This is a genomic window from Roseiflexus sp., from assembly GCF_057785375.1.
Window position 1 is genome coordinate 113806 of the sequence record NZ_JBYNRX010000003.1, and the last position, 26592, is coordinate 140397.

The 26592-nt window shown below is 60.8% G+C and carries 27 protein-coding genes; 12 read left to right on the forward strand and 15 right to left on the reverse strand.

All coding sequences use genetic code 11. The features are described from left to right. Nucleotides 1-3: 3 nt before the first annotated feature. From AC3EA7_RS00585 to AC3EA7_RS00595, 3 genes are all read right to left on the reverse strand, one after another. The gene (locus AC3EA7_RS00585; protein ID WP_488612074.1) at nucleotides 4-1293 is read right to left on the reverse strand and encodes a hypothetical protein; all 1290 of its coding nucleotides are present in this window, start codon (nucleotides 1291-1293) and stop codon (nucleotides 4-6) included. A gap of 57 nt (nucleotides 1294-1350) precedes the next feature. Continuing rightward, nucleotides 1351-2622: a S41 family peptidase gene (locus tag AC3EA7_RS00590; RefSeq protein WP_488612075.1), complete on the reverse strand. Its 1272-nt coding sequence runs from the start codon at nucleotides 2620-2622 to the stop codon at nucleotides 1351-1353. 95 nt (nucleotides 2623-2717) lie between these two features. After that, complete coding sequence (locus tag AC3EA7_RS00595; RefSeq protein ID WP_488612076.1) at nucleotides 2718-2855, reverse strand: hypothetical protein; 138 nt, start codon at nucleotides 2853-2855, stop codon at nucleotides 2718-2720. A gap of 203 nt (nucleotides 2856-3058) precedes the next feature. Between AC3EA7_RS00595 and AC3EA7_RS00600 the strand changes: the two genes are divergently transcribed. The 3 genes from AC3EA7_RS00600 (at nucleotide 3059) to AC3EA7_RS00610 (ending at nucleotide 5300) form a co-directional block, all read left to right on the forward strand. Then, entirely contained in the window at nucleotides 3059-3202 is a 144-nt protein-coding gene (locus AC3EA7_RS00600) for a hypothetical protein (protein WP_488612077.1), read from the forward strand. Nucleotides 3203-3380: 178 nt separating this feature from the next. After that, on the forward strand, nucleotides 3381-4007 hold the full coding sequence (gene upp / locus AC3EA7_RS00605) for a uracil phosphoribosyltransferase (protein ID WP_488612078.1): 627 nt from the start codon (nucleotides 3381-3383) through the stop codon (nucleotides 4005-4007). Between the two features lie 165 nt (nucleotides 4008-4172). Next, complete coding sequence (locus tag AC3EA7_RS00610; protein WP_488612079.1) at nucleotides 4173-5300, forward strand: glycosyltransferase family 4 protein; 1128 nt, start codon at nucleotides 4173-4175, stop codon at nucleotides 5298-5300. A 3-nt stretch (nucleotides 5301-5303) separates the two neighbouring features. Here the strand turns inward: AC3EA7_RS00610 and AC3EA7_RS00615 are convergent, their stop codons facing one another. Continuing rightward, complete coding sequence (locus tag AC3EA7_RS00615; RefSeq protein WP_488612080.1) at nucleotides 5304-5753, reverse strand: YbhB/YbcL family Raf kinase inhibitor-like protein; 450 nt, start codon at nucleotides 5751-5753, stop codon at nucleotides 5304-5306. A gap of 410 nt (nucleotides 5754-6163) precedes the next feature. Continuing rightward, entirely contained in the window at nucleotides 6164-7372 is a 1209-nt protein-coding gene (locus AC3EA7_RS00620; protein WP_488612081.1) for a class I SAM-dependent rRNA methyltransferase, read from the reverse strand. A 380-nt stretch (nucleotides 7373-7752) separates the two neighbouring features. Here AC3EA7_RS00620 and AC3EA7_RS00625 point away from each other — a divergent pair, with 380 nt between their 5' ends. The 4 genes from AC3EA7_RS00625 (at nucleotide 7753) to AC3EA7_RS00640 (ending at nucleotide 11395) form a co-directional block, all read left to right on the forward strand. Further along, nucleotides 7753-7944 carry a hypothetical protein gene (locus tag AC3EA7_RS00625; RefSeq protein ID WP_488612082.1) on the forward strand — a complete coding sequence of 64 codons (192 nt, stop codon included), beginning with the start codon at nucleotides 7753-7755 and terminating at the stop codon, nucleotides 7942-7944. A 428-nt stretch (nucleotides 7945-8372) separates the two neighbouring features. Beyond that, on the forward strand, nucleotides 8373-9005 hold the full coding sequence (locus AC3EA7_RS00630; protein WP_488612083.1) for a uracil-DNA glycosylase family protein: 633 nt from the start codon (nucleotides 8373-8375) through the stop codon (nucleotides 9003-9005). Nucleotides 9006-9011: 6 nt separating this feature from the next. Continuing rightward, on the forward strand, nucleotides 9012-9587 hold the full coding sequence (locus AC3EA7_RS00635; protein WP_488612084.1) for a hypothetical protein: 576 nt from the start codon (nucleotides 9012-9014) through the stop codon (nucleotides 9585-9587). A 122-nt stretch (nucleotides 9588-9709) separates the two neighbouring features. Next, nucleotides 9710-11395 (forward strand): ribonuclease J, encoded by a 1686-nt coding sequence (locus AC3EA7_RS00640; protein ID WP_488612085.1) that lies wholly within the window; start codon nucleotides 9710-9712, stop codon nucleotides 11393-11395. A 9-nt stretch (nucleotides 11396-11404) separates the two neighbouring features. Here the strand turns inward: AC3EA7_RS00640 and rimI are convergent, their stop codons facing one another. Continuing rightward, on the reverse strand, nucleotides 11405-12052 hold the full coding sequence (rimI, locus tag AC3EA7_RS00645) for a ribosomal protein S18-alanine N-acetyltransferase (RefSeq protein ID WP_488612086.1): 648 nt from the start codon (nucleotides 12050-12052) through the stop codon (nucleotides 11405-11407). Between the two features lie 48 nt (nucleotides 12053-12100). Next, nucleotides 12101-12928 (reverse strand): hypothetical protein, encoded by an 828-nt coding sequence (locus tag AC3EA7_RS00650; RefSeq protein WP_488612087.1) that lies wholly within the window; start codon nucleotides 12926-12928, stop codon nucleotides 12101-12103. 194 nt (nucleotides 12929-13122) lie between these two features. Between AC3EA7_RS00650 and AC3EA7_RS00655 the strand changes: the two genes are divergently transcribed. The 5 genes from AC3EA7_RS00655 (at nucleotide 13123) to AC3EA7_RS00675 (ending at nucleotide 17373) form a co-directional block, all read left to right on the forward strand. Then, nucleotides 13123-13767, forward strand: coding sequence for a hypothetical protein (locus AC3EA7_RS00655; protein ID WP_488612088.1), 645 nt, complete (start codon nucleotides 13123-13125; stop codon nucleotides 13765-13767). A gap of 68 nt (nucleotides 13768-13835) precedes the next feature. Then, on the forward strand, nucleotides 13836-14669 hold the full coding sequence (locus AC3EA7_RS00660; RefSeq protein WP_488612089.1) for an alpha/beta fold hydrolase: 834 nt from the start codon (nucleotides 13836-13838) through the stop codon (nucleotides 14667-14669). 291 nt (nucleotides 14670-14960) lie between these two features. Further along, nucleotides 14961-15197, forward strand: a complete 237-nt coding sequence (locus AC3EA7_RS00665; RefSeq protein WP_488612111.1) for an FmdB family zinc ribbon protein — start codon at nucleotides 14961-14963, stop codon at nucleotides 15195-15197. 27 nt (nucleotides 15198-15224) lie between these two features. Continuing rightward, the gene (locus tag AC3EA7_RS00670; protein WP_488612090.1) at nucleotides 15225-16220 is read left to right on the forward strand and encodes a sugar phosphate nucleotidyltransferase; all 996 of its coding nucleotides are present in this window, start codon (nucleotides 15225-15227) and stop codon (nucleotides 16218-16220) included. A gap of 19 nt (nucleotides 16221-16239) precedes the next feature. After that, the gene (locus tag AC3EA7_RS00675; protein WP_488612091.1) at nucleotides 16240-17373 is read left to right on the forward strand and encodes a hypothetical protein; all 1134 of its coding nucleotides are present in this window, start codon (nucleotides 16240-16242) and stop codon (nucleotides 17371-17373) included. On the opposite strand, the gene AC3EA7_RS00680 is transcribed toward AC3EA7_RS00675, so the two are convergent. Genes AC3EA7_RS00680 through AC3EA7_RS00715 form a run of 8 tightly spaced genes read right to left on the reverse strand, consistent with a single transcriptional unit; the run spans nucleotide 17318 to nucleotide 26517 of the window. Then, a complete protein-coding gene (locus AC3EA7_RS00680; RefSeq protein WP_488612092.1) occupies nucleotides 17318-18421 on the reverse strand; it encodes a magnesium chelatase ATPase subunit I in 1104 nt (367 codons plus the stop codon). The genes AC3EA7_RS00675 and AC3EA7_RS00680 overlap by 56 nt on opposite strands. Continuing rightward, nucleotides 18418-18702 carry a DUF503 domain-containing protein gene (locus tag AC3EA7_RS00685; protein ID WP_488612093.1) on the reverse strand — a complete coding sequence of 95 codons (285 nt, stop codon included), beginning with the start codon at nucleotides 18700-18702 and terminating at the stop codon, nucleotides 18418-18420. The genes AC3EA7_RS00680 and AC3EA7_RS00685 overlap by 4 nt, the downstream gene beginning before the upstream one ends. An 18-nt stretch (nucleotides 18703-18720) precedes the next feature. Then, nucleotides 18721-19422, reverse strand: coding sequence for an LON peptidase substrate-binding domain-containing protein (locus AC3EA7_RS00690; RefSeq protein ID WP_488612094.1), 702 nt, complete (start codon nucleotides 19420-19422; stop codon nucleotides 18721-18723). Nucleotides 19423-19426: 4 nt separating this feature from the next. Beyond that, nucleotides 19427-20620: a bifunctional ornithine acetyltransferase/N-acetylglutamate synthase gene (gene argJ / locus AC3EA7_RS00695; RefSeq protein WP_488612095.1), complete on the reverse strand. Its 1194-nt coding sequence runs from the start codon at nucleotides 20618-20620 to the stop codon at nucleotides 19427-19429. 6 nt (nucleotides 20621-20626) lie between these two features. Then, on the reverse strand, nucleotides 20627-21817 hold the full coding sequence (locus tag AC3EA7_RS00700) for a class I SAM-dependent rRNA methyltransferase (RefSeq protein ID WP_488612096.1): 1191 nt from the start codon (nucleotides 21815-21817) through the stop codon (nucleotides 20627-20629). Between the two features lie 44 nt (nucleotides 21818-21861). Further along, nucleotides 21862-22578, reverse strand: a complete 717-nt coding sequence (locus AC3EA7_RS00705; RefSeq protein WP_488612097.1) for a D-lyxose/D-mannose family sugar isomerase — start codon at nucleotides 22576-22578, stop codon at nucleotides 21862-21864. A gap of 1 nt (nucleotide 22579) precedes the next feature. Then, nucleotides 22580-23401, reverse strand: coding sequence for a formylglycine-generating enzyme family protein (locus tag AC3EA7_RS00710; RefSeq protein ID WP_488612098.1), 822 nt, complete (start codon nucleotides 23399-23401; stop codon nucleotides 22580-22582). A gap of 47 nt (nucleotides 23402-23448) precedes the next feature. After that, nucleotides 23449-26517 carry an AAA family ATPase gene (locus AC3EA7_RS00715; protein ID WP_488612099.1) on the reverse strand — a complete coding sequence of 1023 codons (3069 nt, stop codon included), beginning with the start codon at nucleotides 26515-26517 and terminating at the stop codon, nucleotides 23449-23451. Nucleotides 26518-26592: the final 75 nt, after the last annotated feature.

The window sequence follows — 26592 nt, forward strand, 5'->3', positions numbered from 1 at the left end:
CAACTATGGCTTGCCCCAACGCACGGAGTACAGGTCTGTTCCTTTGTCCAGCTCAACACCGGGCGATCCATCGGTGGGCAGCCAGAGCAGGCGAACCGCGGACGGATCGCTGCTTTCGAAGATGACCGCACCTGAGCCGTCCGGCGCCCATAAGCCCTGGTACATTTCATAGGCATCGCTGCGCAGTGCTGCAAATGTCCCGCCGGTCAACGGCACGCTGCTCATGGTATATGAGAGCGCCATCATCTCCGACGGATCGGCGGCAGGCGAGTAGGCCGGGTTGTCGCCAGGCGCAGTCGCAACAAACGCATACAACCGGTCGATTGCGAAAAACGGCATACGCAGTAGCGCGTTTGCCGGTTCGACAGGCACAGCGGTTGCCGCGCCGCTGCTGGCGTCACCCCGCCAGATGCCCGGTTCGTTGAACCAGTTCCCCGGATTGGCGATGCTGAAGTAGACCGCTTTGCTGTCGAGCGTCCAGGCGGCGGCAGTGCAGGCGGCGACCAGATCCGGCTCAGGCGCCTTCAGATAGACGATCGCGCCGCTGGCGACATCGACGATAGCCAGTTCACAGATTTCGACCGAGAGCGAGAAGGCGTTCACCAGCAATTTCGTGCCATCCGGCGACCACGCAACCGCCTCGAAGCCGCGTCCATCGCCACGTTCGACCGAGGGATCGGTCACCGGCTCATCCGCCAGGAGCAGACGCGGTTCGCCGCCAGCGACCGGCATCAGGTAAAGACCGGGCGTGTTCACTCCTGGACGCTCATAGTCTTCGAAGACACGCAACGCGATCGTCGCGCCATCGGGCGAAAGAAGGGGTGCGGCGACGGGCAGGGTATCGAGCAGAACCGTGCGATTGCCGCCGTCGGCGGCGGTGCGCACCAGTACCGGCGGCGTTCCAACCCCCTGGACGATGTACACCAGCGTGCCATCCACAGGCGACGCATCGAACTGCACGATTGCCAGTGCATCCGGCGCAGGCGGCGCCTCATTCGTAATCTGCCTGCGTGTCATGCCGTCACGCTCGACACGCACAATCTGCCCGGTGTCGAGGACGTAGAGCGGCGCAGGCAAGATGGCATTTGCTGGCGCGGGCATCGCTGTAGCCGCTGGTGGAGTAGCAGGTGCAGGCGCAGCGGTCGGCGACCCGGCGGAGGGTGGCGCAGTGGCGGGTGCAGTCGTGGGCGCGACGGTCGTAGGAACCGTTGTTGACGGTCCGGTGCAGGCGCTCATTAGCAGAAGCGCCGCCAGCAGCAGGCAGACGAATCCAGAGCGTCGGATGTATGGCACGCGGTTTCTCCTCTCTTCTTGTTGCACGTTGAGATACCGATGAGAAAGAACGGCATGTCACGGCGTTTTTTGCACCAGCGCCTCACGCGCCACTTCCAATCCGCGCCGCAACTGAATATCATTACTGCGTTGCAGTTCCTCCAGGTTGAGCGCCGCCGCCTCAGCCGGGGTGAGCGGCGCTACGCCTGGCGCCAGCGCGATCAGTTCATCGGGCTGAATGCCGACGCCACGCACGACCTTCCCCTTTGGCGTTAACCACTGCGATGTGCCCAGACGCACCTGCGCGCCGCTTTCCAGATCGAACGGGCGCAGAACCGTCGCTGTGCCGAATGTCGCCTGACCAATCACACGCGCGCGTCCATTCTCCTGCAACGCGCCCGCAAGAATCTCGGCGGCGCTGGCGCTGTTGCTGTTCACCAGCACGACCAGCGGAATGTCAAGCGCCAGCCCGCCTTCGCCGGTGGTGTATGGACGTTGTGCCCCGTCACGGTCCTGTTCGATCAGCACGGTCGTTCCTTCCGGCATAAACTGGCTTGCCACGGCGACCAGTTGCGTGACCAGCCCGCCGGGGTTATTGCGGAGATCGAGAATGACCGCCTGCGCTTCCTGTGCCCGCACTTCCAGCAGCGCCTGTTGCAGTTCCGCTCCGGTGCGCTCGGCAAAGCGGTTGATCTTGATGAGAGCGACCCGGTCGGGCAGCATGCGCCAGGTCACACTGGGAACATTCACCTCCTCGCGCGTAATCGTCACATCGAACAGCGCCGCCACACCGGCGCGCTGGATCGTCAACACCACCTGTGTGCCCTTCGGTCCACGCACCCGATTGCGCAATTCTTCAACTGTCACTCCCCGCACATCGTCTCCATCGACGCGCAGGATCAGGTCATCGGGGCGCAACCCGGCGCGTTCGGCTGGCGATCCTTCGATAGGAGCGACAATCCGCGGCTGACCATCGCGCACATCGATGTAGGCGCCGATCCCCTCGAACCTGCCGGAAAGCGCCTCACGCTCCCGCCCCGCTTCGTCGGCATTCAGGTAGCGCGTGTGCCCCTGGTCTCCCAGGCTATCGAGCATGCCGTTGATGGCGCCATCGCTCATACGCTGCGGATCGACGGCGGCAGGGTCAACAAAGTTGTCGCGCGCCAGTTGCCAGACGCGCCAGAAATTGTTCAGCGCGGCGCACTCTTCCGCCTGAAGCGGGCAGGGAGTGGTCACGCGCAACGCCAGCAGATAGCCGCCTCCGACCCCCATCGTCAGCACGAATGCCAGCAGCGGCGTCACCAGCCAGATTGGCAATTGAACTCGGAAGAGTCGTCGTACAACGTTCATTGGTCCTATCGTTTCATATGAATCTATCAATCACATGGTATTATACGGCGGGCGGCGTCGTTCTGGGGACTATACTGTGCATCTGAAGGGTTTTCTCACGGAGCCGTCATCAGAGGTTGCACAATCTTGACCGAGTTGATCGTCGTGTGGTTGGCGTTGGCTTCGACAGGCTCAGCCAACGCCAACCGCAGGAAAATAAGCGCCGCTCTGCCGAAGGCAAAAGGAGCCGTCACGCGGTTCGTCCGTGAGGTTAATGCGTAACTCCTGTCGCTGACAGAACTTACGCAGAAGTGCATTTTCTGGCTTCGCCAGAGCCTGCGGCAGTGTGGCGCTCCCGATTAAGGCGGTGCGGTGCGGCGGCTTTGCCGCCGCACGGGTGCAGGCATGAGGTGTCAGGAAACGACGCTCCGGCTGCCAGCGATTGAAATCGCCCCTGATGGACCTGCGGCCGACCGTCCGCCTGCGCGGACGGGAACGACAGTGTCCACGCAGGTGGACGCCCGGCGGAACGCCCGCCCGGCGCGACTTCAGTCGCCAGCCAGGGCGCAGCGCAGCAGAGACGCGCTTGCTTGCCGTCTGACAATTCATGGACCCCCGCCGCACCGCACCGCAAAAGAAGACACGTACCGCTCTGCCGAAGGTAAAAAAGCCGTCACGCGGCTTGTCTGTGAGGTCAATACGTAACTCCCGTCGCTGACAGGCAACGCATCCGCGCTCCTGCGAAAAGCGCGAACGACAACATGGCAACCGGAGGCGCTATGAAACAGGTATGTATCTCGCAGCACCCGCTCGTCCATCACAAACTGACGCTGCTGCGCCGTGCGACGACTGAACCGAAGAAGTTTCGCGAACTGGTGCGCGAACTCTCGCAATTCCTGCTGTACGAAGCAACCCTCGATCTGCCCCTTCAGGAACACAGCGTCGAGACGCCGCTCGCGCCCTACCACGGTCATCAGATTGCCGAGCGCATCGGTCTGGTGCCGATTCTGCGCGCAGGTCTGGGGATGGTCGATCCCATCCTCGACCTCATTCCTACGGCGCATGTCTGGCACCTCGGTCTCTACCGCGACCACGCCACCCTCAAGCCGGTGACGTACTACAACAAACTGCCGCCGCAGGTGGATGTCGATCTCTGCCTGGTGCTCGATCCCATGCTCGCCACCGGCGGCTCAGCGGTTGCCGCCGTGACCGTACTGAAGGAATGGGGCGCAAGCCGGATCAAGTTCCTCGGGCTGATCGCCGCACCCGAAGGAGTACGGGCGCTGCACGAGACGCATCCCGACGTGCCGATCCATCTGGCGGCGCTCGACGATCATCTGAATGATCGCGGGTATATCATTCCCGGTCTGGGGGATGCAGGCGACCGGCTGTTCGGCACAGGGTAATGTGGAAGCGCTCCAGATGTCTCAGCGCATGTCTGAAAAAGTCAACAGGGCAGGCGAAGGCGTTGCCTTCGCCTGCCCAACCACGCCTCATAAGGCGCGTTGTCGGACACACGCTCACACGCTCTATCAGGATGATGCATCGGCGCCGCCGACTTGCGAAGCGTCATGTCACTTTTGACCATTGTGGCGCTGATAAGCGCCTTTTTGATCGCCTTTGTTGCGACCGCACTCACGGTTCCCCCGGTCATTCGCCTCTGTGAGCGACGTGGATGGGTGCAGCGCCCCGGCGGACGCCGCACCCATGCGCGCCCTACCGCTAATGTCGGGGGTATCGCCATTTATGCCGGCTTCGTGACTGCGCTGCTTGCCACCTTCATCTTCAGTACGCTCGATCCGGCGCTGCGTCGCTCGGAGTTCGAGGTGCTGCGCATCGGGTTGCTCCTGGCTGGCGGGACGCTCATCTTCCTGGTGATGTGGCTCGATGATGTCGTCGAACTCCCGTGGCTCCCTAAATTCATCGCTCAGATCGGCGCAGCACTGATTGCAGTCGGTCCATACCTCTGGGATCAGCGGCGCTATCCCGATGCGCTGGGGTTGCCCACCGAGGCGCGTGGCATTCTCCTGACCGCCTTCAACGCGCCATTTGTCGGCCAGGTCAGTCTATGGGATGTCAGTCCGTGGCTGACAATCCTGGCGACAATCTTCTGGCTGGGATGGATGGCAAACACTATCAACTGGTCAGACGGCCTCGACGGCCTGGCGGCCGGCGTGTCGCTGATCGCAGCGGTGATGCTGGCGCTGCACGCCCTCCGGCTCGACCCACCACAAACGACGATCGCGCTGCTGCCGCTCGCGCTCGCCGGGGCATGCGCCGGGTTCCTGATCTTCAATCTTCCCCCCGCACGCATTTTCATGGGCGACAGCGGCGCAGAGTTTCTCGGGTTCATCCTCGGCGTTAGCGCGATCATCGGCGGAGCGAAACTGGCAACGGTGCTGCTGGTGCTGGGGGTGCCGATCCTCGACGTTGCCTGGCTGATTGTCGCGCGCACTGCCAGCGGCAAACAACCGATGCGCGGCGGACGCGACCACCTCCACCACCGCCTGCTCGACAGCGGCATGTCACTGCGCCAGATTCTGGCGCTCTACTGGGGGCTGAGCGCAGGCTTCGGGTTGCTTGGCATCGCCGACATCAGCCCCGATGCCAAGCTGATCGGTCTCGCGCTGTTGATCTTGATCGGCATCGGATTGATCGCATACGCCGCACGTCAGGTGACAGTGCGCTCATCGCAGTAATGATCACCGGCGTTCATACCGCCCCATCAACGTGGCAGTCGCCAGCACATGACCGCGCATGGCGGCTTCGACATCACGCCGGGCGGCGCCGGGCGGCAGATTCAGCGATGGAATGTCGAGCGCCGCAAGACGGAAGAAGTAGCGATGCGCGCCCCTGCCGCGCGGCGGGCACGGTCCGCCATAGCCGCGCCTGCCGAAATCGTTGCCGCCTGCCAACCCGACCGTTGATTCCCCTTCCGCCAGTTCTGTGCGGTCGCCGGGGATGTCGTACAACACCCAGTGCGTAAATGTGTCGACAGGCGCGTCTGGATCGTCCATAATCAACACATAACTGGCGGCTGACGGCGCACCTTCCCAGCGCAACGCCGGCGAACGGTCAGCGCCATCACACGTATGATCGCGCGGGATTGCGCCGCCTTCGGTAAATGACGAGCTTGTGAGAGTGAAGGTCATCGTTCCGCCTCCTTCAGGAACTGCTGAACCGCAGGAACAGAGCAGCATTGCCGCAATAAGAGTCAGGGTCATGCCGACGAATGCACGAATGCGTCGATATAAACAATAGAACGTATAATTGAGTCCACTGCACAAAGGCTTAACCATCAAGCACACGAAGCGCACGAAGGTGAAAATGAAGCGCATTTCCTTTGTGTCCCTTTGTGACCTTCGTGGTCACAAGGGTCGATTGTTCCGACCAGCCCTTTGTTGAGTCACCCGTTTGATGCATCAGGACCCCTCAGATCTCTCTTCTTCCGGGGAGTGACTCCGAGCCTATCCGAACAATCACTGACCGAAGTGCGACCGGGTAGGCGAAGGCAATGCCTTCGCCTACCCAACAAGCGCATGAGCGGCGCGCCCCACGCAACTTACACCGCTTCCTCCACCCGCCCAACCACGAACTTCAGGTATCGCCCCTCGGGAAAGTGCGCCGGAACCGGATGGTCGAGCGGCTGCCCGGCTTCGTGAATGATCCGCAAGCGTCGATCGGCAAGGACGCCTGCGGCCGCCAGCGCCTCCCGGAATGCGTCTGGTCCTACCTGCGTGGTACAACTTGCCGTCGCCAGCAAACCGCCGGGATGGACGCACTGCATCCCGAGCGCGTTCAATCGCGCATAGGCGCGCTGGGCTGCATATCGGCTTTCTTTTCGCCGCGCAAAACTGGGCGGATCAAGGATGACGAGATCGAAGCATTGCCCTGCGGCAGCGTACTGTTCCAGCAACTCAAAGCAATTGGCCGTCTCGAAGCGATGGCGTCCATCGTCGAGACGGTTGAGCGCCAGGTTACGCGCCGTCGCTGCTGCCAGACCTTTGCCGATATCGACGCTGACGACCTGCCGTGCGCCGCCGCGCAGCGCATAGAGCGAAAACCCGCCGGTATAGGCAAAACAATTCAGTACCGTGCGCCCGGCAGCGAGTCCTTCGATAAACCGTCGATTTTCGCGCTGATCGAGGAACAAGCCTGTTTTTTGTGCAGTATGGAGCGCAACAGCAAAACGCATCCCGTGCTCAACCACCACCATCTCGCGCGGTGGCGGCTCGCCGCGTAGCGGTCGCAGTCGCGCAGCGCCATCTTCCTCGTCACCTTCATGCGCTGCCGAGCGCAGCCCTGCTCCTGTGCGGAGCACCACACGACGCACCGTCGGATCGACGTTGAGGATCATGGTTGCCACGTCATCGACAAGCGTCAGCGTACCGGCGGAATACGCCTGAATCACGGCCACGTCGTGGTAACGATCCACAATAATGCCGGGCAGTCCGTCCCCTTCGCCGAAGACCCAACGATATGCAGTAATACCCACAGCACGCAGCGGTGCGCGCAGATTCCACGCAGCAGTCAGCCGTTCGCACAGCCAGGCAGTATCGGGCAGACGTCGCGTCGAAAAGATCCGCAGCGCAATCGGACCTTCCGCATCCCACAGCGCATACCCGCGCCACGCGCCGCAGCGGACGATGACCCAGGCGCCGGATGGCAGGCGCACGTGAGCCGGAACGTGGTCGCGATACACCCAGGGATGCCCCTGCGCCAGTCGCTCGCGCAGTGATGCAGGCAGCGTCATTTCTGCAAGACGAGCCATATCGCCAGCATACCCGAACACATACGTTGCTCCAGCGCCACGATGGTCCTTATGGAGCGATCAATCAGATGTTGCACAATCATTGCCGGTGTTGACCGACTTGCGGCTGACGCTGGCTGAGCCTGTCGCAGCCCAAGCCGCTCCACGCCCTTGTTCGTCCAGGTTTGGGTTGATTGTTCTATGAGTTTACCACATGATGCGGTGCAACTCCTGTCCGCCGGGACTGCGTCGATTGGGTATTATGGCACAGACCGTATCTCCATGCACGTCGGAACGATTATTACTTGCAGAAGGTGAAACGTGGCGTCGCCAGATGCGTATGTTGAGCATGACATGATATCATTAGCCGGTTGCAGTCCGATACACAAGGAGAATAGGCGATGACTACGATGCTCACAACGATTTTGTGCTTGATCCTGATACTTGCTGTCGTTGGCGTTGGCGGATTTATTGTCGCGTTGAAGCTGGGCATCATTGTGCAACAGGCTGCCAAACCCACGCACCTTGACACCGCGAACTACACGCTCGACCAGGGGCGCGAAGTGCGTCCCGAGGAAGAGCGTCGCGACTGAAAGCGTATCCGATTGGCGTGGAGCGTAGAGAGCCGGTGTGGATGAACGGCGTTCTGAAAACGGCGTTGGCGGTCGGGGCGGCCATTGCGGTCGAAGCCTTCATCCTTCAGCGCCTGTTTACTGATTTGCCATGGAGCGTCTTTCTTGGGGTCTTTCTGGTTGCCAGCATCCTTCTGGTTGTGCTCCAGCACATAGTATCGAAGCGCCATTCCGTGCGCCTTGCACGCCAGTGGCGGCGCCAGCCCCGGCAGGAACCTTCTCCTGCGCTCTGGAGCGGTCTTGATCCCTCATCAGTCCCGCCTACGCATACCGAGACCGGATCGAATCACAATAGCGCTCTACCAGGAGAGCAGATGGCTGACTCTGCATTGCGCAGCGAAGATGGTATAATAAACAAAGAAAGTTCATAACCATCGAGGAATGCAGCGTTGAGCGCAGCCAACATGCTTCAGCAAATTGCCGACGAAGTGCGCGCATGCACCGCATGCCGGCTGCATCAGTCGGCGATGAGAGCCGTTCCAGGCGAAGGACCAGCAGACGCAAAAGTTATGTTCATCGGCGAAGCGCCCGGCTTCCACGAAGATCGCCAGGGACGGCCGTTCGTTGGCGCTGCCGGGCAGTTTCTCGAAGAGTTGCTTGGGCTTGCCGGTCTACGGCGCAGTGAAGTCTTCATCGCCAATGTCATCAAACATCGGCCACCGGATAATCGCGACCCGCAGCCGGACGAAATCGCCGCATGCAGCCAGTTTCTCGATCGGCAGATTGCAGCATTGAACCCGTTGGTCATTGTGACCCTCGGGCGCTTCTCGATGGCGCGCTGGTTCCCCGGCGAAAAAATCTCCCGCATTCACGGTCAGCCGCGCTGGATCGGCGGGCGCATGATCATTCCAATGATGCATCCGGCTGCGGCGCTTCATCAACCGCAGTATCGGGCCTTGATCGAAGCCGATTTTCGGCGATTGCCAGAATTCATTGCGCAGGCGGAAGCACAGAGCGCTCAGCCGGCTGTCGCTCCTGACAAGCCGGATGAACCCGAAGTTCAACAACTGTCATTGTTCTGATTGCCCATGACGACGTATCGTCTCTCTCCGTCTGCACGGCGCAGCGCCATGGCGCTGTTGATCGGCGCGCTGCTGATCTGGGTGTTTGCACTGTGGACGCTGCGCATCTCGATTGCAACCAGTAGTGATCCTTCTACTGGATTGCTTCAGGCATTGCGCGAAAACCTTGACCGCGGGCTGTCGCTTGGTCAGATGATCCCCGCATTGCTCATGGTCGTGTTGCTGGTAGCGACGCCACTGGTGGCGTGGAGCATCCTCGAGGAGTTGGGCGCGCAGTATACGCCGACCGACGCCGGGTTGCGCTTTACGTCGTTTGGTATTGCGCTCACCTGCCCATGGAGCAGTGTGGTTGGCATTCGGCGCTGCAATGACGATGCAGATGATCCTCTCGATGAGGTGACGTTGCGTGATGATCCATCGATTCGGATTCGCAATCCGCTAGTGCGCTGGCTGCATCGGCAGGCATGCGGCGCCGGGCGTTTGCCGATTTACTCCGGTGTTGAAAACCGTGATGATCTGTTGCGCGAAATCCGCGCGCACGCCGGCTTGAACGATGCGCAGCCGGCATTATCAGGGGCATAACAGGCTGAGAGCTTCGGCCTGTGCAATAGTCGATTGCATTGTAGTGGGGCTGCTCCAGGAGCAGCCGGAAAGGAAAGGAGCGAGGCGGGAACAACCGAAGCGTTGTCGCCTCATATGCACCTATGGCAAAAAACAGATTACGTGCAATTCCGCTCGGCGGCGCCGGTGAAGTGGGCCGCAACATGTGGGTGTTGGAACAAAACGATGAGATTCTGGTGCTCGATTGTGGGGTGATGTTCCCGGAAGCCGACATGCTCGGCATCGATCTGGTGCTGCCGGACATCACCTATTTGCGTGACCAGAAGGACAAAATCAAGGCCATTGTGCTGACCCACGGGCACGAAGATCACATGGGCGCAGTGCCCTACCTGGTGCCGGAACTCGATTTTCCGCCGATCTATGGTACGCCGCTGACCCTGGGCATGCTGACGGGCAAACTCAAGGAACATCGCCTGCTCGATCACGCCAGGCTGATAAAAATGCAGGCAGGCGAGCCATTTACTGTCGGTTCCTTCTCTATCGAACCGTTTAGCGTGGCGCATTCGATCCCGGATACGGTCGGTCTGGCCATCGATACGCCTGTCGGACTGGCAATTTACCTGACCGACTGGAAGTTCGACCATACGCCGGTCGATGGACGGCCAACCGATCTGATCAAACTCTCGGAGTTGGGGCGGCGATCGCCGTTGTTGCTGATCACCGACTGCGTGCGCGTCGAGTCGAAGGGATACACGCCGAGCGAACAGGTCGTCGGCGAGGCGTTCGACTCGATCTTCGCAACCGCACCCGGGCGAATTATCGTTGCAACCTTCGCCTCGAACGTATCGCGGGTGCAACAGGTGATCGACTCGGCAGAAGCATATGGGCGCAAAGTTGTCGTCGCCGGACGCAGCATGGAGAATACAACGCGCATCGCACTCGAACTCGGGTATCTGCGCGCACAACAGGGGACGCTGATCCGTCCGCAGGAGGCGGCCGGTCTCACCGATGATCAGGTGGCGGTCATCTGCACCGGCAGCCAGGGAGAGCCAATGTCGGCGCTGGCGCGCATGGCAAACCGCGATTATCCGCACGTTAAGATCAAAGAAGGCGATACGGTCGTGGTGTCGGCAACCCCCATCCCCGGCAATGAGGTGTCGGTCAATCGGGTGATCAACAACCTGTTTCGCCTGGGGGCGGAGGTCATCTATAGCGACAACCCGTCGGGGCTTGCGGTGCACGTCTCAGGTCACGCTGCACAGGAAGAGCTCAAGATGGCGCTTGCCATTCTGCGCCCGGAGTTTGTCGTGCCGTTTCACGGCGATTATCGCCATATGATGCTCTACCGGAAACTTGCGCTTGGCATGGGCGGGTTGTTCTCCGACTCAAATGTGATCATCCCGGAAAACGGCGCGGTCATGGAATTCAGCCGCAACTATGCGCGGACAACAGGCAAAGTCCCCGTGGGATACGTCTATGTGGACGGAACAACGGTTGGCGATGTGGGGCAGGTGGTCGTGCGCGACCGACAACTCCTGGCGCGCGACGGCATTCTGATGGTGGTCGTCAGCATCGACCGGACAACAGGCGAACTGGTGGCAGGACCGGACGTCGTCTCGCGCGGGTTCGTCTATATGCGTCAGTCCGACGATCTGATCGAGTCGACCAAGAACATCGTGCGGGATGCGTTGTCCAGGCGCAATGGCGGCGGCAAGACAGAGATGGACAGCGCCTTCGTCAATCGCAAGATCAAGGATGTGGTGAGCGACTATCTCTACGGGCAGACTCGTCGCCGCCCAATGGTGCTGCCGGTCGTGATGGAAGTGTAGACAGAGGTATTACTCCATTTCGAGGCGGAGATCGTTGTGCAGCGGTCCTGATTCATTCGCCTCCTCGCGTAACCGGGCAAACAATCGCTCACGGAGTTGCCGTAGCTTCTCCTGATACGCAGGGCTGCGGATCGGATCCGTCCACATAATCAGCGCGTCCTCGCCATTGTCTGTATAATAGCGAGGGCGCGTTCCGGCAGGGCGAAAGCCATACTTCAGGTACAACTGTTGAGCGACGATATTGCTGATGCGCACCTCGAGCGTCAGCACGTCGGCATTCAGTTCGAGCGCCTGATCGATCAACCCGTTGAGCAGCAGTTCCCCGATCCCATGCCCACGATAGGCTGGCGCTACGGCGATCGTCGTAATATGCCCTTCATCGACGCTGAGCCAGACGCCACCGTAGCCAACGATCGGAAAATCATGGGTGTGAGATGGTGGTTGGCCAAAAAACCCCGAGAGCAGATGCGCGAGCAGCCCGCGTCGGAAAGAGGGACGTTCCGCGCGCGGCGGCGGAGGTGTCGGCGACGCGCGAGCGACGATATATCGGCTCGTTGCCGGTGAACGCAATTCGTGGCGGTAGGTGTTGACCGACCAGAGCGTGCTGAAGCTGGCGCGCTCGATCATCTGCACCTGATCGATATCGTCTTCGGTCATGCGCTCGACGAAGTAATACACCGCAGTCTCGTATCGTCTTATTTCTTTTTATTTCTTTGGGTCGAGCGGACGCGCACTTGCCGGGTTATTGGGGTCGAGCAGCAACTGCGCCGGGTAGGCGCCGTCTTTACCAAAATTCCCTCCGCCCTGGAAGAGACCTGTCACTTCAACGCGCCCCCAGACGAAACTATTGTTCGGTCCCACGTTCAGTTCACCAGAGACGCTTGGCGGAAATCCTTCCATCCAGACCATTTTGCCAATCGGTTGTGGGCTACTCCCGTCTTCTTCTGTCGAAACCCCTTCCGCAAGCACATAGATCAGCGAGTTCCAGAAATAGTATCCCTGGGTCGTAACGGTCTGACCGTTATACCGCGCTGGATCGGCGACGAGATCGAACAGACTGACTTTGCCTTCGCCAAGCGGACGGTTCTCGATCCGATATTCCTGACGGCGTACCCGTTCAATCGGTTCGGCGGATGCCACGATGATTCGATGCCGGTAAGCATTGTCAACGCCGAATGGACCGCCGGTTTCAAACCGCCCCTGCACGCGCACAAACCCATAGACGGCATCGCCAGGACGGTGGAGTTCGGTCGTGGCTTCGCGCGGGAATCCTTCGAGCCAGATCGTCTCGCCGAGCGGTTGTGCGTCCAGACCATTATCGAGGGTGCTGACGCCGAGCGCCAACACCTGGCGTCCATCGCGATCCAGATACGCGCCGGATACGGTAATGTCTTTGCCGTTAAACTCCTGCGGGCGATCCAAAAGATCGGGCACATAGAGGGACGTATTGGATCCAACACTACAGGCAACGAGGACTGCGCTGGCAGTGAGGATCGCTATCAGCCGGATGATACGCTGAATACGACTGAGCATCTTCGTGTCTGTTCTGTGCATTCTTATCTGTCGCTGTTCTGTGAACCGTGTGGCGAGTGGCATTATAGAAGTCGAAACAGAAGTTGTCAAAGCCGGTGTAATCCACATGTCATCCTGCGAAGCCAGGAACCGTTGACCCTGGTAATCGCATCCTCGTATAATGAATGGCAGGAGTGAACAAGGGGGTGTATGGTATGTCTGTTCTCTTCGTTGCGCTTGGCATTATGGTGCTGGCACTGCTTGCGCTGCTGCTCTGGTTCGTGCCGCATCTGCTCCATCAGCAATCGGCGCGGGTCGCCAGTGAGACCGCCCAACTGCGTGAGATGCTACTCGACCTGCTCAACGAACAGGAAGCAGTCGCCATGCGCCAGGCGCAACTCGGCGCATCCCTCTCGACGCTGCAGGGACGCCTCGAGGCGCTGGCGCAGAACGGCGGCATCGCCCGAACGTCGCCGGATCTGCTGGCCACCATCGATCAACTGGAGTTGCGGCTGAGCGACCTCCAGGAGCAGATTCAGTCCTGGCTCAATGGGCGACAGCACGGTTTGCAGGCGCGTGATCGCCAGGATAACGAAGCCTGGGCAAATCTGATGGGGTTGCTGGCGGCAATCCAGGATCGCCTGTGGGCGCTGTCGCGTGACCGCGCAAACGCGATGGCAGCGTTGCAAGCCAGCCAGTTGCTCGATGATCTCGAGCGCGAGATGCAACAACTGCGCGCTATCTCGGAAGATATCGCCACGCTGCAGCACCGGCTGCGGCGGTCGTTAAGCGAGCGCGAACAGCATCTGACGCTGGTGCGCACCCGTTTGACCGATACCGTCACTATGCGCGGCGCGTAACAGATGTTCTCTCGATATAGGACTGGATTCCTGATGATCAGGCGTTCAGAAGATGGTACGATATACCTATGAGCATCATTGTCATTGACAACCAGACGGTACACTACGAAGTGTTTGGGCGTGGTCGTCCGGTCCTCTTTCTGCACGGCTGGATGGGGAGCTGGCGCTACTGGTACCCGACGATCGAAGAGGTGAAGAAGAAGTACCGTGCGTACTCGTTCGATTTTTGGGGTTTCGGCGAGTCGCGCCACAAAAGCCCGTCGGAAAGTATTCACAACTATAGCCATCAGGTTATCCGCTTCCTCGATGCGTTAGGGATCGATAAAGTTTTGCTGGTAGGCCATTCGATGGGTGGCATGGTGGCGCTCAAAACAGCGCTCGATTACCCCACCCGCATTGCCAAAGTCGTGACGGTAGGAGCGCCGATTGTCGGCAACTCGCTCTCATGGTTCCTTAAATTGACCTATCATCGCCCGATCGCCAATGTATTTGCCAGTACACCTTGGCTGCGCCGCCTGCTATTCCGCCATTTTCTGGGCGAAACCAACGACCCCTCGGTGCACGAGATCCTCGATGACAGTCTGAAATCTTCTGCGGGAACGCTGCAACGTTCCGTTGCTTCGATGTTGTACACCGATCTGCGCCCGGAACTGTCACGTCTGCAAGTTCCGGCATTGATTGTCCACGGCGGGCGTGATGAAATCGTCAATCCCAATCAGGCGGATCTGTTCCATCACGTGCCACTGGCGCAGGTTGTGGTGATGCCAAAGAGTCGCCACTTCCCGTTTCTCGACGAGCCGGATCAGTTCAATATGCTGTTGTTGAGTTTTCTGGCGCGCGACTCCTCTTCCTTTCGTTCATCCATCCCGCACACAGTGATGCACCCTTCGCTCTTGCCATGACCAGACGGCTGATGCGCCTTTCGCGGATGGCGTGCCCCCAGGCTCATCTGTCGCACGCCATTCGTTGACGCTGAACGTTTCTCACCTTCACCCGATGCGCAACGGCTGGCAACCACGCCGACGGCGCCATGCACAGGTCACAGGTTTCGGGCTGCGGTTCAGGACGATACGCGAACCGTTGCGCGCGCTGCGCTACACCACCGTCCCCGCCTGGGGTTGCCGCTGTTCCAATGGTTCGACAATCGTGCTATAATCAACGTATATGGTTTCCGCTTGAACGCAACACGTCCTATGCCGCTCTACGAGTATCAGTGCAGTGATTGCGCGCACGTCTTCGATGCGCTGCGACCATTCCATCGCGCCGACGAGATCCTCGACTGTCCCGTGTGTGGCAGTCCTCAGGTACGGCGCACAATCTCCGTTATCGCCCTTAGAACGGATGCAGCATCGAGGCGCTCGGGCGACCCGCCAACCAGCGCGTGTTGTGGCGGCGGCTGCGGTTGCGCCTCGCGCAGCGGTCAAAACTGACTCAAGAGCGCCAGGAACAGGACATCTATGAAAGTCATTATTCCCACCGCCGGGCTTGGCACACGCCTGCGTCCGCATACGTACAGCAAACCCAAGCCACTGGTGTCGGTCGCCGGAAAGCCCGTCCTCGGACATATCCTCGATACGTTGACGCGCTTTTCGATTGACGAGATGATCTTCATCACCGGGTATCTGGGCAATCAAATCGCCGACTATGTCACGTCGCACTACAAAATCCCGGCGCGGTTCATCGAACAAACCGAACTGAAAGGTCAGGCGCACGCCGTCTACCTGGCGCGCGAAGTCGTTGATGGTCCCACGCTCATCCTGTTCGTGGATACGATTTTCGAGGCGGACTTGAGCCATCTGACCGAACAGGATATCGATGGCGCCATCTTCTGTAAGGAAGTGGACGATCCGCGCCGCTTCGGGGTGGCGTTCACCCAGGATGGGTTCATTACCAGGCTCGTGGAAAAACCGGCCACCGATGACTCGAAACTGGCAATGATCGGTCTGTACTATCTGCGCGATATCCAGTGGCTGATGCGCGCGATTGAAGTGCTCATGCTCCGCAACATTCAGACAAAAGGCGAGTACTTCCTGACCGACGCCCTTCAGTTGATGGTTGAGAATGGCGCCCGCTTCACCGCGCCGACGGTCGATGTCTGGGAAGACTGCGGGAAACCGGAAACGGTGTTGCAAACGAATCGGTACCTGCTTAATCACGGGCGAGATCATGTCGATCCCGCTCGATTGAATGGTTCGATCATTATTCCGCCCGTCTATATCGACGATACGGCGCAGGTGATCAATTCGATCATCGGTCCATATGTCTCGATAGCGGCGGGAGCGGTCGTCAAGGACTCGATCATTCGCGACTCTATTATCAATCGCGATGCGCAGATCGTCTCCGCCACGCTGCAATCGAGTCTGATCGGCGATCACGCGGTTGTGCTGGGTGATTTCCGTGAACTCAATGTCGGAGACTCTTCTGAAATCCGCTACGGACGCACCGCACATTAGCGAAATCTGAAGGTGGTGTATGCTGCACTTTCCGAATCCCGCCGGCGCCGTTGCCGGGGGAGTGGCCAGCGAGGGCCTGCGGAAGGCGACCCGGTATGGTCCGCGACCGCCGTTGTTGCGTCTGAGCAGCCGCGATAACTGGGATGCCGCATTTGGTGAGCAGGAGTTGATCCAGCGCATGGTGGCGCTTGCGCGCACTGCTGGACTGCCATTCTCCCGCACGCTGATCGTTGCGTACTATGTGTCGCTGAAAACCAATCCGTTCGTGGTGCTGACCGGTATCGAGGGCGCCGGCAAGACCGAATTGGTGACATTGTTCGCCGAGACGCTCCTTGGCCATGACAGCCCGCAGTATGCGCTGATCAACGGTAATGCCTCCTGGCTCGAGGCAACCGGTGATGAGCGCTCGTTTCGCTCGTTGTTCGATCATTTTACCTCGTTGCGCTTCCTCGAACTGTTGCAGGAGGCGGCGGATCCGGGCAGCGCCGGCAAAGTGTTCGTCGTGTGCTTCGATGGCATGCATCCGGCCGAGGTGAACTACTATTTCACAACACTGCTGAGCGTTGATGAGGAAGGTCGCACGCGCCTGAGTCTCCCTGGCATTCCCGACGATGAGCGCCCGATTGTGCCCTCGAACGTCTCGATTACAGCAACTATCAATACGGTCAAGGGCGTGGGTGTGCTGAGCGGCGATGTGCTGCGTCGCGCCGGCATCATTGCCTTCCGCGCCGGGCAGGTCAGCCATTCTGTGTCACATGCGCCGGCGCCGGCGCCGGTCGGAGTGCAGCGCCTATGGCTGCGCGCTGGCCGGCGTGATGCTGCTGCAGCCCGTGAGCATCTGTTTCAGATCATTGGTTCGACACAGTGGAACCGCATGGAATGTTCCGAGCCGCTGGCTGTTGCGCTCAGGCGCGCAGGCATGTCGCTGACGCCTCGTCTACGCCAGGATGTCATGCGCTACGTCGCCAACAGTTTCGATGCCAGAGGACGTGGGCTGTTCGACCCGGAGGATGTGCTGCGAAATGCGCAGATCGCCTTCGATCATCAGGTGGCGCAGCGCTTGATCTGGCGTCTGCGCGACGTTCCCGATCAAATGCTCACGTATCTGACAAGCGATCCTGATAGGCAGCATCTGCTGGCATGGGCAGGGTGACGCTTTCAGCGCGGTCGGAAGACGTTTTTTTGCGCGAGTGCCGTCGCCGGGGCGAAACAGCGCCGTTGCTGTTCATCACACGCTCGATAGCGGCATCTTCAAGTGCGATTGCAGCGGCATATTCATCGATCTGCACACTGCGTCGTTGCCGGAGCGCCAGGATGGCCACGCGCCGGATGTCGTCAATCGTGGCGATCAGGCGAAAATCAGCGGCGGCGCGCGCGCGCGCGGCTTCGAAGAGCGCGATCTCGGCGCGATGCGAAGGAATGGCGAGGCGCTGGATGCAGTCGATGGCGAACTGTTCGGCTGCCGGGTCGATCGTCACCTGGGGCAGAATCTCGCGTGCTGCGGCGATCTCTTGCTTGAGTTTGCTGGTTTCATCAGCATAGCCGGCGCGAAATGCTTCCGGGTGTTCGCGGAAGCGACGCGCGCGCCGGTAGATCTCCAGTCGCTGATCGCGATCCATCAACGGCGCCACCCATACCCGCAATCCAAAACGATCAAGGATTTGCGGGCGTAGCGTCCCTTCTTGCGGATTCATCGAACCGATCAGCACGAATTGCGATGGATAGAGCCGCGTCATCGGTCCGCGACGCACAAAGGTGCGCCCCTGCGCCGCAGCGTCGAGAATGGCATCAACAACCCGCGCATCGAGCAGGTTGACTTCGTCGATGTAGAGCACATTGCGATGCGCGCGCGCCAGAACGCCTTCTTCGAGCATCACCCGTTGCTGTTCGAGCGCCACGCGCTCATTGATGCCGCCAACCACGTCTTCCATGCGAGCGTTGAGCGGCAGTTCGATGATGCGCATCGGACGACGGCGTTTGACCGGATTGCCCGCCTCATCGGTTTCTTCAACCTCAACCAGCGGCATCACGTCGAGCAACCCACGCACAGCGGTCGTTTTACCGACGCCGTAGGGACCAATCAGAAGCACGCCGCCGACCTGCGGGTTGATCAACGCCAGCACAAGCGCTGTCTTCAACTCCGCCTGACCGACAATCGCCAGGAATGGGTAGGGGAGCGCCTCTTCCATGCCAGCACTCACAGCAGTTCAATGTCGGCAGCGAGAATTTCGAGGTCGGGACGTTCTTCCTCGATCCAGCGCAGCACCGCCTGGATCTGCCCTTCGACATAATCGCCCGATCCCGACACGCAGGCGATGCCGATGACGGCGCGCCCATGATTGTCGTGCGCATCGACTTCAGTGACCGAAACGTTGAAGCGGTTGCGCATCCGGCTCAGCAACGATTTCACGATGCTCCGTTTCTCCTTCAACGAGCGAATGCCGGGCAAACGCAGAGTGACCATGCAGGCTGCAACAATCATGGCTCGAATGCTGGCAGGTTAGTTCCACGACCAGGGCCAGACATCGCTGGCGCGTTGATAACCGGTGCGCGGGAGTATGGCAATCTCCACATTGAGCATGCCGGTCGCTTCGCGCAGGCGCGTAGCAACGTCGCTTTCGAGCCAGCGCTGCTTCCGCTGATTGTCCACATGTAAGCGATGCGCCAGCCAGTAGGAGAGTTCGACGGCATCGACGGGCAATTCCTCGTACTCGTACTCTCTCCCGGTGACGCGCGTCATCGTCGCCCAGTACCGTTCATATGTCTGGCGCACTTTAGTGATTTCTGCGCTCGAAAGGGTTGACGTGTCCTCTGCCAGTTGTGTGACCGAGGCAATGATGTACGGCTGATGTTGAATGATATACTGCACGCGGAAGCGGCGTTGTCCCACTGCGATCAGCAGGTAGCGCCCATCGTCGAACTGCTGACTTTCGGTAATGCGCGCAATGGTGCCAATCTCGAATGGCACAACCGCCTCGCGCACGGGATCGTCATCGTCCACATCGAGCTGGCGGCGCAAACTGCGAATGAACGGGTCGTCGGGGCTGACTTCGCTGCCGGAGCGGAGGAGCACAACCCCGAACGGTTGTTGCTGCGCCAGACACTGACCGATCATCAGGCGGTACCGTTCCTCGAAAATATGGAGCGAGATCGGTACGCCCGGAAACAGCACCGTATGCAGCGGGAAGAGGGGTAATTTCATAGGTTTATGGCTCCACACCGGCCGTACACGTCCATACCGTAGCCGTACCGGCGCCTGTATGCAGGTCAATCAACAACTCTACTTCTGGTCCAGATAACGCCTGAACCAGCGCCGTTTGATCGAAACGTGCGGGCACGCCATCATCCATCACCGTCACGGCGCCAATGCGCAACTCGAGCAGATCGGGGCGCAGATCCACCCCGCTTGCGCCGACCGCGACGAGCATCCCGCCCCAATCGGGCAGATTGCGCGCGCACATGTGGCGCACCGCCATCGACCGCGCCACCGCGCGCGCGACCTGCGAGGCAGCCGCATCTGTGGAAGCGCCACGCACCGTAATGAAGATATGTTTGCCGCCCAAAGCCGCATCGCGCAACACCTGCTGCGCCAGGTCGTGGCACAGCGCGTCGAGCGCCTGCTGCCAGACGCCGAGTTCGCGCGATCCATCGACGATGGGAGGTCCTCCAGCAGCGCCGTTTGCCAGCACCAACACCGCGTCATTCGGGCTCATATCGCCGTCGATGTGCAGTCTTCCGAACGAACGGCTCACGCTCTGGTCGAGCGCACGCATCAGCAAGCGCGACTCGATCGGCGCATCGGTGGTGATCACGCAGAGCAGTGTGGCAAGGTTCGGGCTGACCATATGTGCGCCTTTCGCCATGCCCGCCAGCGTCACCGTTCGCCCTTCACGGAGCGACACGCGGAAAGCGCGTTCTTTCGGGCGCGTATCGCTTGTCAGAATAGCAAGTGCGGCGCGGCGTCCCCCATTGCTGTCAAGTTCGGACGCGGCGCGTCGGATTCCTTCTCGCATGCGGTCGAGCGGCGGCATGACGCCGATCTGCCCCGTCGAAAGCATCAGCACACTGTCACGCGGCACTTCGAGTTCATCCGCAGCGATCTTGGCGCACTCCACCACCGTCGCCAGCCCCGGCCGGCCTGTACCGGCATTGGCGTGGCCGGCATTGATGACGATGGCGCGAATGTTGTCGCGGCTACGCGCCAGGATCGCCTGGTTGAAAAAGATCGGCGCGGCAACGATCAGGTTGGTTGTAAAGAGCGCCCCGACACGGCAGGGCGACTGCGAATAGACGATGGCCAGATCGCGCGCGCGAATTTCCTTCAGCCCGCAGGAGACGCCGGTGGCGCGGAATCCTGCCGGACTCGAAATATGACCGTCTTCGATAATATTGTAACTCATGGCGATCTACCACACACGACAGATCAGACCTTTCAGGTACTCTCCTTCGGGAAATGTCAGCAACACCGGATGATCGGGGCTTTGCGCCAGGCGCTCGATAATCTGCACCTCACGGCGCGCATCGAGCGCCGCGCCGAAGACGATCTTCTGGAACAGATCGCTCGACACCAGACCGGAACAGGAGAACGTTGCCAGAATCCCGCCGGGGCGCAGCAATTGGATTGCCAGCAGATTGATATCTTTGTAGCCGCGGGTTGCCCGCTCGACCTGCGCTTGCGAATGGGCGAACTTGGGCGGGTCGAGCACAATCACATCGAAGCGCCGCTGCTCCTCACGGTAGCGTCGCAGCAGTTGGAACACATCCGCAGCCACCGTTTCGACCGGCATGGTGATGGCGTTGAGCGTAAGGCCATCGCGCAGCATGTTCAGCGCAGTCTCGCTCGTATCGACAGCCGTTGCGCGGCGGGCGCCGGAGCGCGCTGCAGCAATGGTAAAGCCGCCGGTGTAGCAGAAGCAGTCCAGCATCTCCGCGCCGGCACAATAGGCGGCGACGCGCAACCGGTTGAACGCCTGGTCGAGATAGGCGCCGGTTTTTTGCCCGCTGCACAGATCGACCGGAAGCCAGAGATCGCCGGGGAATCGCACCCGCACGCGCCCTGGCGGCGTTGCGCCCCACAGCGCGCCCGATGCGGGCGGAAGACCTTCCCTGTCACGGACCTCGGCATCGCTGCGCTCGTAGATGCCGCGTGGCGCCAGCGTCTCCGCCAGAATGCGGGTGATCGCCGCGCTGCGCTGCGCCATGGACTGCGTCAGCAGTTGCACTGACAGAAACCCGGCATAGTGGTCAACAATCAATCCGGGGATGCCATCGGACTCGGCGTAGACCAGGCGGCACGCACCGTCTTCGGTGAGCATGCCAAGTCTGCGGCGACCATCGATGGCTCGTTCGATACGGCGACGGATCAGCACATCGTCAAGCGGTTCGTTCGGGTTCCACGTAAACAGGCGGATGCGGATCTGCGATCCGTCGCTCCAGCAGCCGCGTGCCAGCCACTCGCCGCTGGCGGCCTGCACATCGACCACTTCACCGCGCTCAGGGAACGGTCCCTGAATGCGTGCAATCGCTCCAGAAAACACCCATGGGTGATGGTGAACCACAGGTCGTTCTTTACCGGGATGCAATGTGACTGTTGCCATCGTGTATGACACACTGTCATAGGTATCAGTTTACTGTAACACGCTTATGAGGGATGGTCAAGGTTTCTCAGGCGTTCGTCAAACGCAGCATAGAATCGCTTGTAGTCGGTGCAGAGCAAGTAGAGCGGCGGCTCATCCTCGTCGATGATCGGAAACCGCCCGATCGGTTGGAGAAAGCGATTATCGGCGGCATCGTCGTTGAGCGAAGACACTTCGCCAACCAGAACGCGCTCTCCTTCTCCCCAGAAGGCATGGTACAGTCGTGGCGGGAGTGTGATGCTTTCACCGGGGCGAAGCCTCACAATGCTGCCCGCAGCGACGGTGCAGCGAACGCCATCGAGGGAAACGTCGATGGTCTGCGCCTCATCGAGCTGTTCGTCGGGGGTAGAAGCGTACAGTTGAACGGCGAGCGCGCCGCCGCCGCGGTTGATGATGTCTTCGGTTTTTCGCCAGTGGAAATGGAACGGGGTGATCTGTCCATCTTCGACGATCAGGAGTTTTTCGGCATACGGTTTCCGGGCAGGATTGCGGGGATTGCCATTGCGGAGGGTGAACAGGGTCAGTCCTGTGTGCGCGAAGTCGTCGGTTCCGAAATCGGTGACATCCCAACCGAGACCGTTCTCAACGATCTCGGCGCATTCGGGTCCGCGCGTGCGCCACTCTTCCGGCATCCAGGACGCAAATGGCGGCAGGTAGAAGCCGCGTTCACGGATGAACGCATCGGCGGCGCGCAGGATGGCGTTGATGGTCGAGCGTTTCATATCAGACCACGCTAAATGCCAGTCGAAACCCAAGGAACTCATTGCACACCGTCGGCGCAAGGCGAAAGCGACAGGCGCAGCGGGCAAAACCGCGCGGGTTGGCGAACGAACCGCCGCGCAGGATGCGTCTGCCGGGAGCACGAGGGTCTTCACGTCCATCATCGGGGCGATAGGGGTACGGTGCATCGAGCGATGCAGTCCATTCCCAGACGTTGCCTGCCATATCGAGGCAACCGAACGGACTGGCGCCGGACAGATTCACTCCAACCGGCATCACCCTGCCGCTGCCGCCATCGCGGGTGTTGGCGCGCGCCGGGTCCCAGCCATCGCCCCAGGGGAAGCGCCGTCCATCGCCACCGCGCGCGGCATACTCCCATTCCGCCTCGGTCGGCAGCCGATACGGCACTCCTGTCTTTGCGCTCAGCCAGCGGCAAAACCGCTGCGCCTCCTCCCAACTCACGTCGGTCGCCGGACAATCGCACAGTTCAACAGGAGGCGTCGCGCCACGCCAGATAAGCAGCGAGCGAGCGCCTGTATTGGCGACATATGCAGCGAAGAGTGCATTGGTCACCGGTGTGCGCGCAATAGCGAACGGCGGAAGGATCAGCGTGTGCTGTGGCGACTCCTCGCGGTACGATTCGCGTGTGCCGCCAAAGGTTTTTGCCAGCGTTCCGAGTTCATGTTCGGGAGTGCCCATGACGAACGATTGCGACGGCACAAAGACGAAATCCGGCAACAGATCGGAAAAGCCAGTATGACTCATCGGTCCCTCTTGATTGATGACAATCAGGTTCTTCCGTTCCAAACGAGCTGACACTGCCATGGGCGCTATCGACACTCTTCCACGTACACGTTCCGGCGCATGCGATTCTACGCAATCGTCCAGATACTGCCGTTGGATGTTTTGACGATTTCGATCTGCACCGGAAACATATCCTTCAATTCCTGAATATGGGTAATCACCAGCACGCAGCGGAAGTCGTGCTGGACCGAGATGATCGCCTCGACCAGGCGTTCACGCCCGCGCGCGTCCTGTGAGCCGAACCCCTCGTCGATGATCAGGGTTTCGAGGCGCGCGCCAGCGCGACGCGCCAGTAGTTTCGAGAGCGCGATTCGGATGGCGAAGTCGAGGCGGAACGCCTCACCGCCGCTATAGGCATCGTAGACGCGCGTGCCAAGCGCGTCGGCAATCTTGATATCCAGCGTTTCGGCGACATCGCCCTTCTTGGTGTCACGCTGCGTCTCGAAGGTCAAATGCATCTGATTGTCGGTCATTCGACTGAGCAGGCGGTTGGCTTCGCGCTCAAGTTCGGGGAGGGCAGTTTCGATCAGCATCGCCTGGATGCCTTTTTTCCCGAACGCCAGGGTCAGTTCATCGAACAGGCTCTTGCGTTCAAGAAGCGCCAGGCGACGCGCTTCCGCGTCGGCGAGGCTGCGCGCAGCTTCCTGGGCGCGACGCAGGTCCGCCTGACGTTCGCCAAGGTCTTTCTGACGCGCCAGCAGTTCGTGGTGGAGTTCGTTAAATCTGGCGTCGGCTTCGTCGCGCGCGCGCGCGGCGGGCGCCAGGTCGCGCAGCCGTTCGTTGAGGCGCTGCACCTCTGCTTCGTCAGCGGCGATCTGTGCGTCGATCTGCCGCAGGCGCTCCGCCGCGCGCGCGATGTCGCCTTCATGCTCGGCAAGCCACTCTTCGGCGCGTTGCAGGCGCGCCAGGTCGTCTTTCCAATGACTCAACGCCTGCGCTTCAGCCCGCGCCTGATCGTACCGCTCGCGGCTGTACCCCAATGCCGCGATCTGCTCATCGAGCGCGGCAAGCGCCGCGCGCTCGTCGTGCGCAAAATCGTCCTGCGCCAGGCGCCTGGTCAATGCCGCGACAATCTGCTCTTGTTCGTGCAACGCCGGGTCTTCATCATCAATCTGCCGGATCTCACGACGTAGCGCATCAATCTGCGCCTGGAGCGTCGCCTGTTCACGGCTGCGATCCTCGAGACTGGCAACCTGCCGTTCGACGGCGGCAATCTCGCGATCGAGCGTCTCGACCGCGCCAAGCGCGGTGATCTCGGCATCGATGCGCTTCAACTCCTCGCGCGCCGCCGTTTCGTAATCGTTCTTCATCAGGCGCAGCGCCACATCGTCGTGCAAGCGCTGCGCCTCGATCTGTTGCTGGCGGAGCGTGTCGCATCTGGCGAGGTCGTTTTCCAGGCGCGCAATGCTTCCCTGGAGAGCGGGGAGCGCGGCAAGGCGCTTTTCTGCGGCGCGAATGTCGCCGCGCAGGCGTTTGAGCTGCGTTTCGAGTTGTTCGGCGTCACGTTTTGCAATGGCGTACTGCTGGCGCAGCGCCTGGCGTTCACGCTCATACTCCGCCTGGATGTGGGCAATGCCGTCGTGCCCAAGTTCGCTTTTGCAGAGCGGGCACACCGTCACATCAGGACCGAGCAAACGCAGTTTGTCGTTGATCTGTTCACCCTGCCGCTGAACGGTCTCGCATTGGGCGCGCATTGCGCCGATCTGCTCGGCAAGGGTGCGCTCATCGTTGCGGAGCGCTTCAAGACGGGCAGCAGTCGCCTCGAGCCGGTCACGTTCTGCAAGCGCCGCAGCAAGATCGTCATGCCACTGCGCTTCGTGTTTCAGTTGATCCGCCAGGGTGCGCAAAATACGCTTCTGCTCTTCGCGGGTGGCGACCAGCGAGTCGTGTTTCAGTTTGATGTCGCCTTCGAGCGTCGTGCGGCGGCGCAACAGTTCGTTGACGCGGCGGAGGCGGTCGGTCAGGTCGGCGCGGCGGGTACGCAAAGCGGACAACTCTTCTGCAATCGGCGCCTGACCCGCCAGGTGCGCCGACAGGCGCTCCAGGTCTGCAACCAGCCTGGGACGGCGGGCAGCGCGTTCGCGCAGTGTCTGCACCTGAGTTTCGGCAACGCGCACGTCGGCGCGGAGGGTGTGTTCAACGCTGGAAATCGCCTGCACGAGCGTGGCGCGGCGCGCCTGGAGTTGGTCGTACTCGTCGCGCAGGGCGCCGAGGCGGTCACGCTCCGCTTCAGCGGCGCGCAGGGCGCGGATGCCTGCTTCAATTTCGGTGCGGCGCGCAATCAAGGACTCAGCGCGCTTTTGCCTTGCCAGCTGCTGTTCCAGACTCTGCGCCTGCGCATCACGTTCGGTGCGGCGTTGCTGAATCTGCGCCTGGCGGTCGTTGCGGATGGCGCGCACCGTTTCGAGTTCCTGGACCCTGGCAGTCGCTGTCTCGAGCGCCAGCCGCGCCGCTGCGACGCGCTCGGTGACATCGGCGACACGCTGTTCGGCAACACGCACATCTTCCGTCAGCAGGTCGCACCGTTCCGCCTGGCGGCGCAGTTCGCCGATCTGCCCTTCGAGACCGCGGATCTGCCCCTCGATTAGGCGGGCGCGCTCTTTCGCCCGGCTCTCAAGGTCCTCATACACGCTCAGACCAAGAATATCCGCCAGCACCTGCTTGCGTTTCGCCGGTTCTTTGCGGGTGAACTCATCGGCGTGTCCCTGGCGGAGGTAGGCCGAGTTGGCGAAGATCTCATAATCCATGCGCAGCGTCTGGATGATCAACTGCTGCGTTTCACGGATGCCGCCGGGGGTCAGCGAGCGCCAGCCGTTCTCGTCGCGCACCTGAAAATCAAGCTGACTCTGACCGCTGCGTTTGCCGCGGATGCGGCGACGGATCACGCGGTAGTCCTGCCCATCGAGGGTGAACTCAAGGTCCACCATCATTTCGGTGGCGCCGAGCGCCACCAGGTCATCGTCGCTCTTCAGGCGCGACGCGCCCCACAGCGCCCAGGTGATCGCGTCGAGCAGCGCCGATTTGCCGGCGCCGTTATCGCCTGCCAGACACGTGATCGAGATGCCGTCGAACACGAGCGGCGGCAACCCTTCGCGGTAGCACATGAAGTTTTGCAGCGTCAGCGCTCGCGGAATCATAGCCAGCACCCTGCCATCGAACAGATGCGCGCAGTAGTGTAGCCGAGGATTGCGGTTTGTGCAAGAGTGGAGAAC

Excerpts from the sequence above, each read along its gene's own strand:
- AC3EA7_RS00665 (WP_488612111.1), top strand. The coding sequence starts at position 14,961 with ATGCCGCTCTACGAGTATCAGTGCAGTGATTGCGCGCACGTCTTCGAT.
- AC3EA7_RS00600 (WP_488612077.1), top strand. The coding sequence starts at position 3,059 with ATGGACCTGCGGCCGACCGTCCGCCTGCGCGGACGGGAACGACAGTGT.
- AC3EA7_RS00715 (WP_488612099.1), bottom strand. The coding sequence starts at position 26,517 with ATGATTCCGCGAGCGCTGACGCTGCAAAACTTCATGTGCTACCGCGAA.
- AC3EA7_RS00675 (WP_488612091.1), top strand. The coding sequence starts at position 16,240 with ATGCTGCACTTTCCGAATCCCGCCGGCGCCGTTGCCGGGGGAGTGGCC.
- AC3EA7_RS00635 (WP_488612084.1), top strand. The coding sequence starts at position 9,012 with ATGACGACGTATCGTCTCTCTCCGTCTGCACGGCGCAGCGCCATGGCG.
- AC3EA7_RS00700 (WP_488612096.1), bottom strand. The coding sequence starts at position 21,817 with ATGGCAACAGTCACATTGCATCCCGGTAAAGAACGACCTGTGGTTCAC.
- AC3EA7_RS00690 (WP_488612094.1), bottom strand. The coding sequence starts at position 19,422 with ATGAAATTACCCCTCTTCCCGCTGCATACGGTGCTGTTTCCGGGCGTA.
- AC3EA7_RS00620 (WP_488612081.1), bottom strand. The coding sequence starts at position 7,372 with ATGGCTCGTCTTGCAGAAATGACGCTGCCTGCATCACTGCGCGAGCGA.
- AC3EA7_RS00615 (WP_488612080.1), bottom strand. The coding sequence starts at position 5,753 with ATGACCTTCACTCTCACAAGCTCGTCATTTACCGAAGGCGGCGCAATC.
- argJ (WP_488612095.1), bottom strand. The coding sequence starts at position 20,620 with ATGAGTTACAATATTATCGAAGACGGTCATATTTCGAGTCCGGCAGGA.
- AC3EA7_RS00590 (WP_488612075.1), bottom strand. The coding sequence starts at position 2,622 with ATGAACGTTGTACGACGACTCTTCCGAGTTCAATTGCCAATCTGGCTG.
- AC3EA7_RS00685 (WP_488612093.1), bottom strand. The coding sequence starts at position 18,702 with ATGATTGTTGCAGCCTGCATGGTCACTCTGCGTTTGCCCGGCATTCGC.
- AC3EA7_RS00670 (WP_488612090.1), top strand. The coding sequence starts at position 15,225 with ATGAAAGTCATTATTCCCACCGCCGGGCTTGGCACACGCCTGCGTCCG.
- AC3EA7_RS00610 (WP_488612079.1), top strand. The coding sequence starts at position 4,173 with ATGTCACTTTTGACCATTGTGGCGCTGATAAGCGCCTTTTTGATCGCC.
- AC3EA7_RS00710 (WP_488612098.1), bottom strand. The coding sequence starts at position 23,401 with ATGGCAGTGTCAGCTCGTTTGGAACGGAAGAACCTGATTGTCATCAAT.
- AC3EA7_RS00655 (WP_488612088.1), top strand. The coding sequence starts at position 13,123 with ATGTCTGTTCTCTTCGTTGCGCTTGGCATTATGGTGCTGGCACTGCTT.
- AC3EA7_RS00660 (WP_488612089.1), top strand. The coding sequence starts at position 13,836 with ATGAGCATCATTGTCATTGACAACCAGACGGTACACTACGAAGTGTTT.
- AC3EA7_RS00625 (WP_488612082.1), top strand. The coding sequence starts at position 7,753 with ATGACTACGATGCTCACAACGATTTTGTGCTTGATCCTGATACTTGCT.
- AC3EA7_RS00650 (WP_488612087.1), bottom strand. The coding sequence starts at position 12,928 with ATGCTCAGTCGTATTCAGCGTATCATCCGGCTGATAGCGATCCTCACT.
- rimI (WP_488612086.1), bottom strand. The coding sequence starts at position 12,052 with ATGACCGAAGACGATATCGATCAGGTGCAGATGATCGAGCGCGCCAGC.
- upp (WP_488612078.1), top strand. The coding sequence starts at position 3,381 with ATGAAACAGGTATGTATCTCGCAGCACCCGCTCGTCCATCACAAACTG.
- AC3EA7_RS00640 (WP_488612085.1), top strand. The coding sequence starts at position 9,710 with ATGGCAAAAAACAGATTACGTGCAATTCCGCTCGGCGGCGCCGGTGAA.
- AC3EA7_RS00705 (WP_488612097.1), bottom strand. The coding sequence starts at position 22,578 with ATGAAACGCTCGACCATCAACGCCATCCTGCGCGCCGCCGATGCGTTC.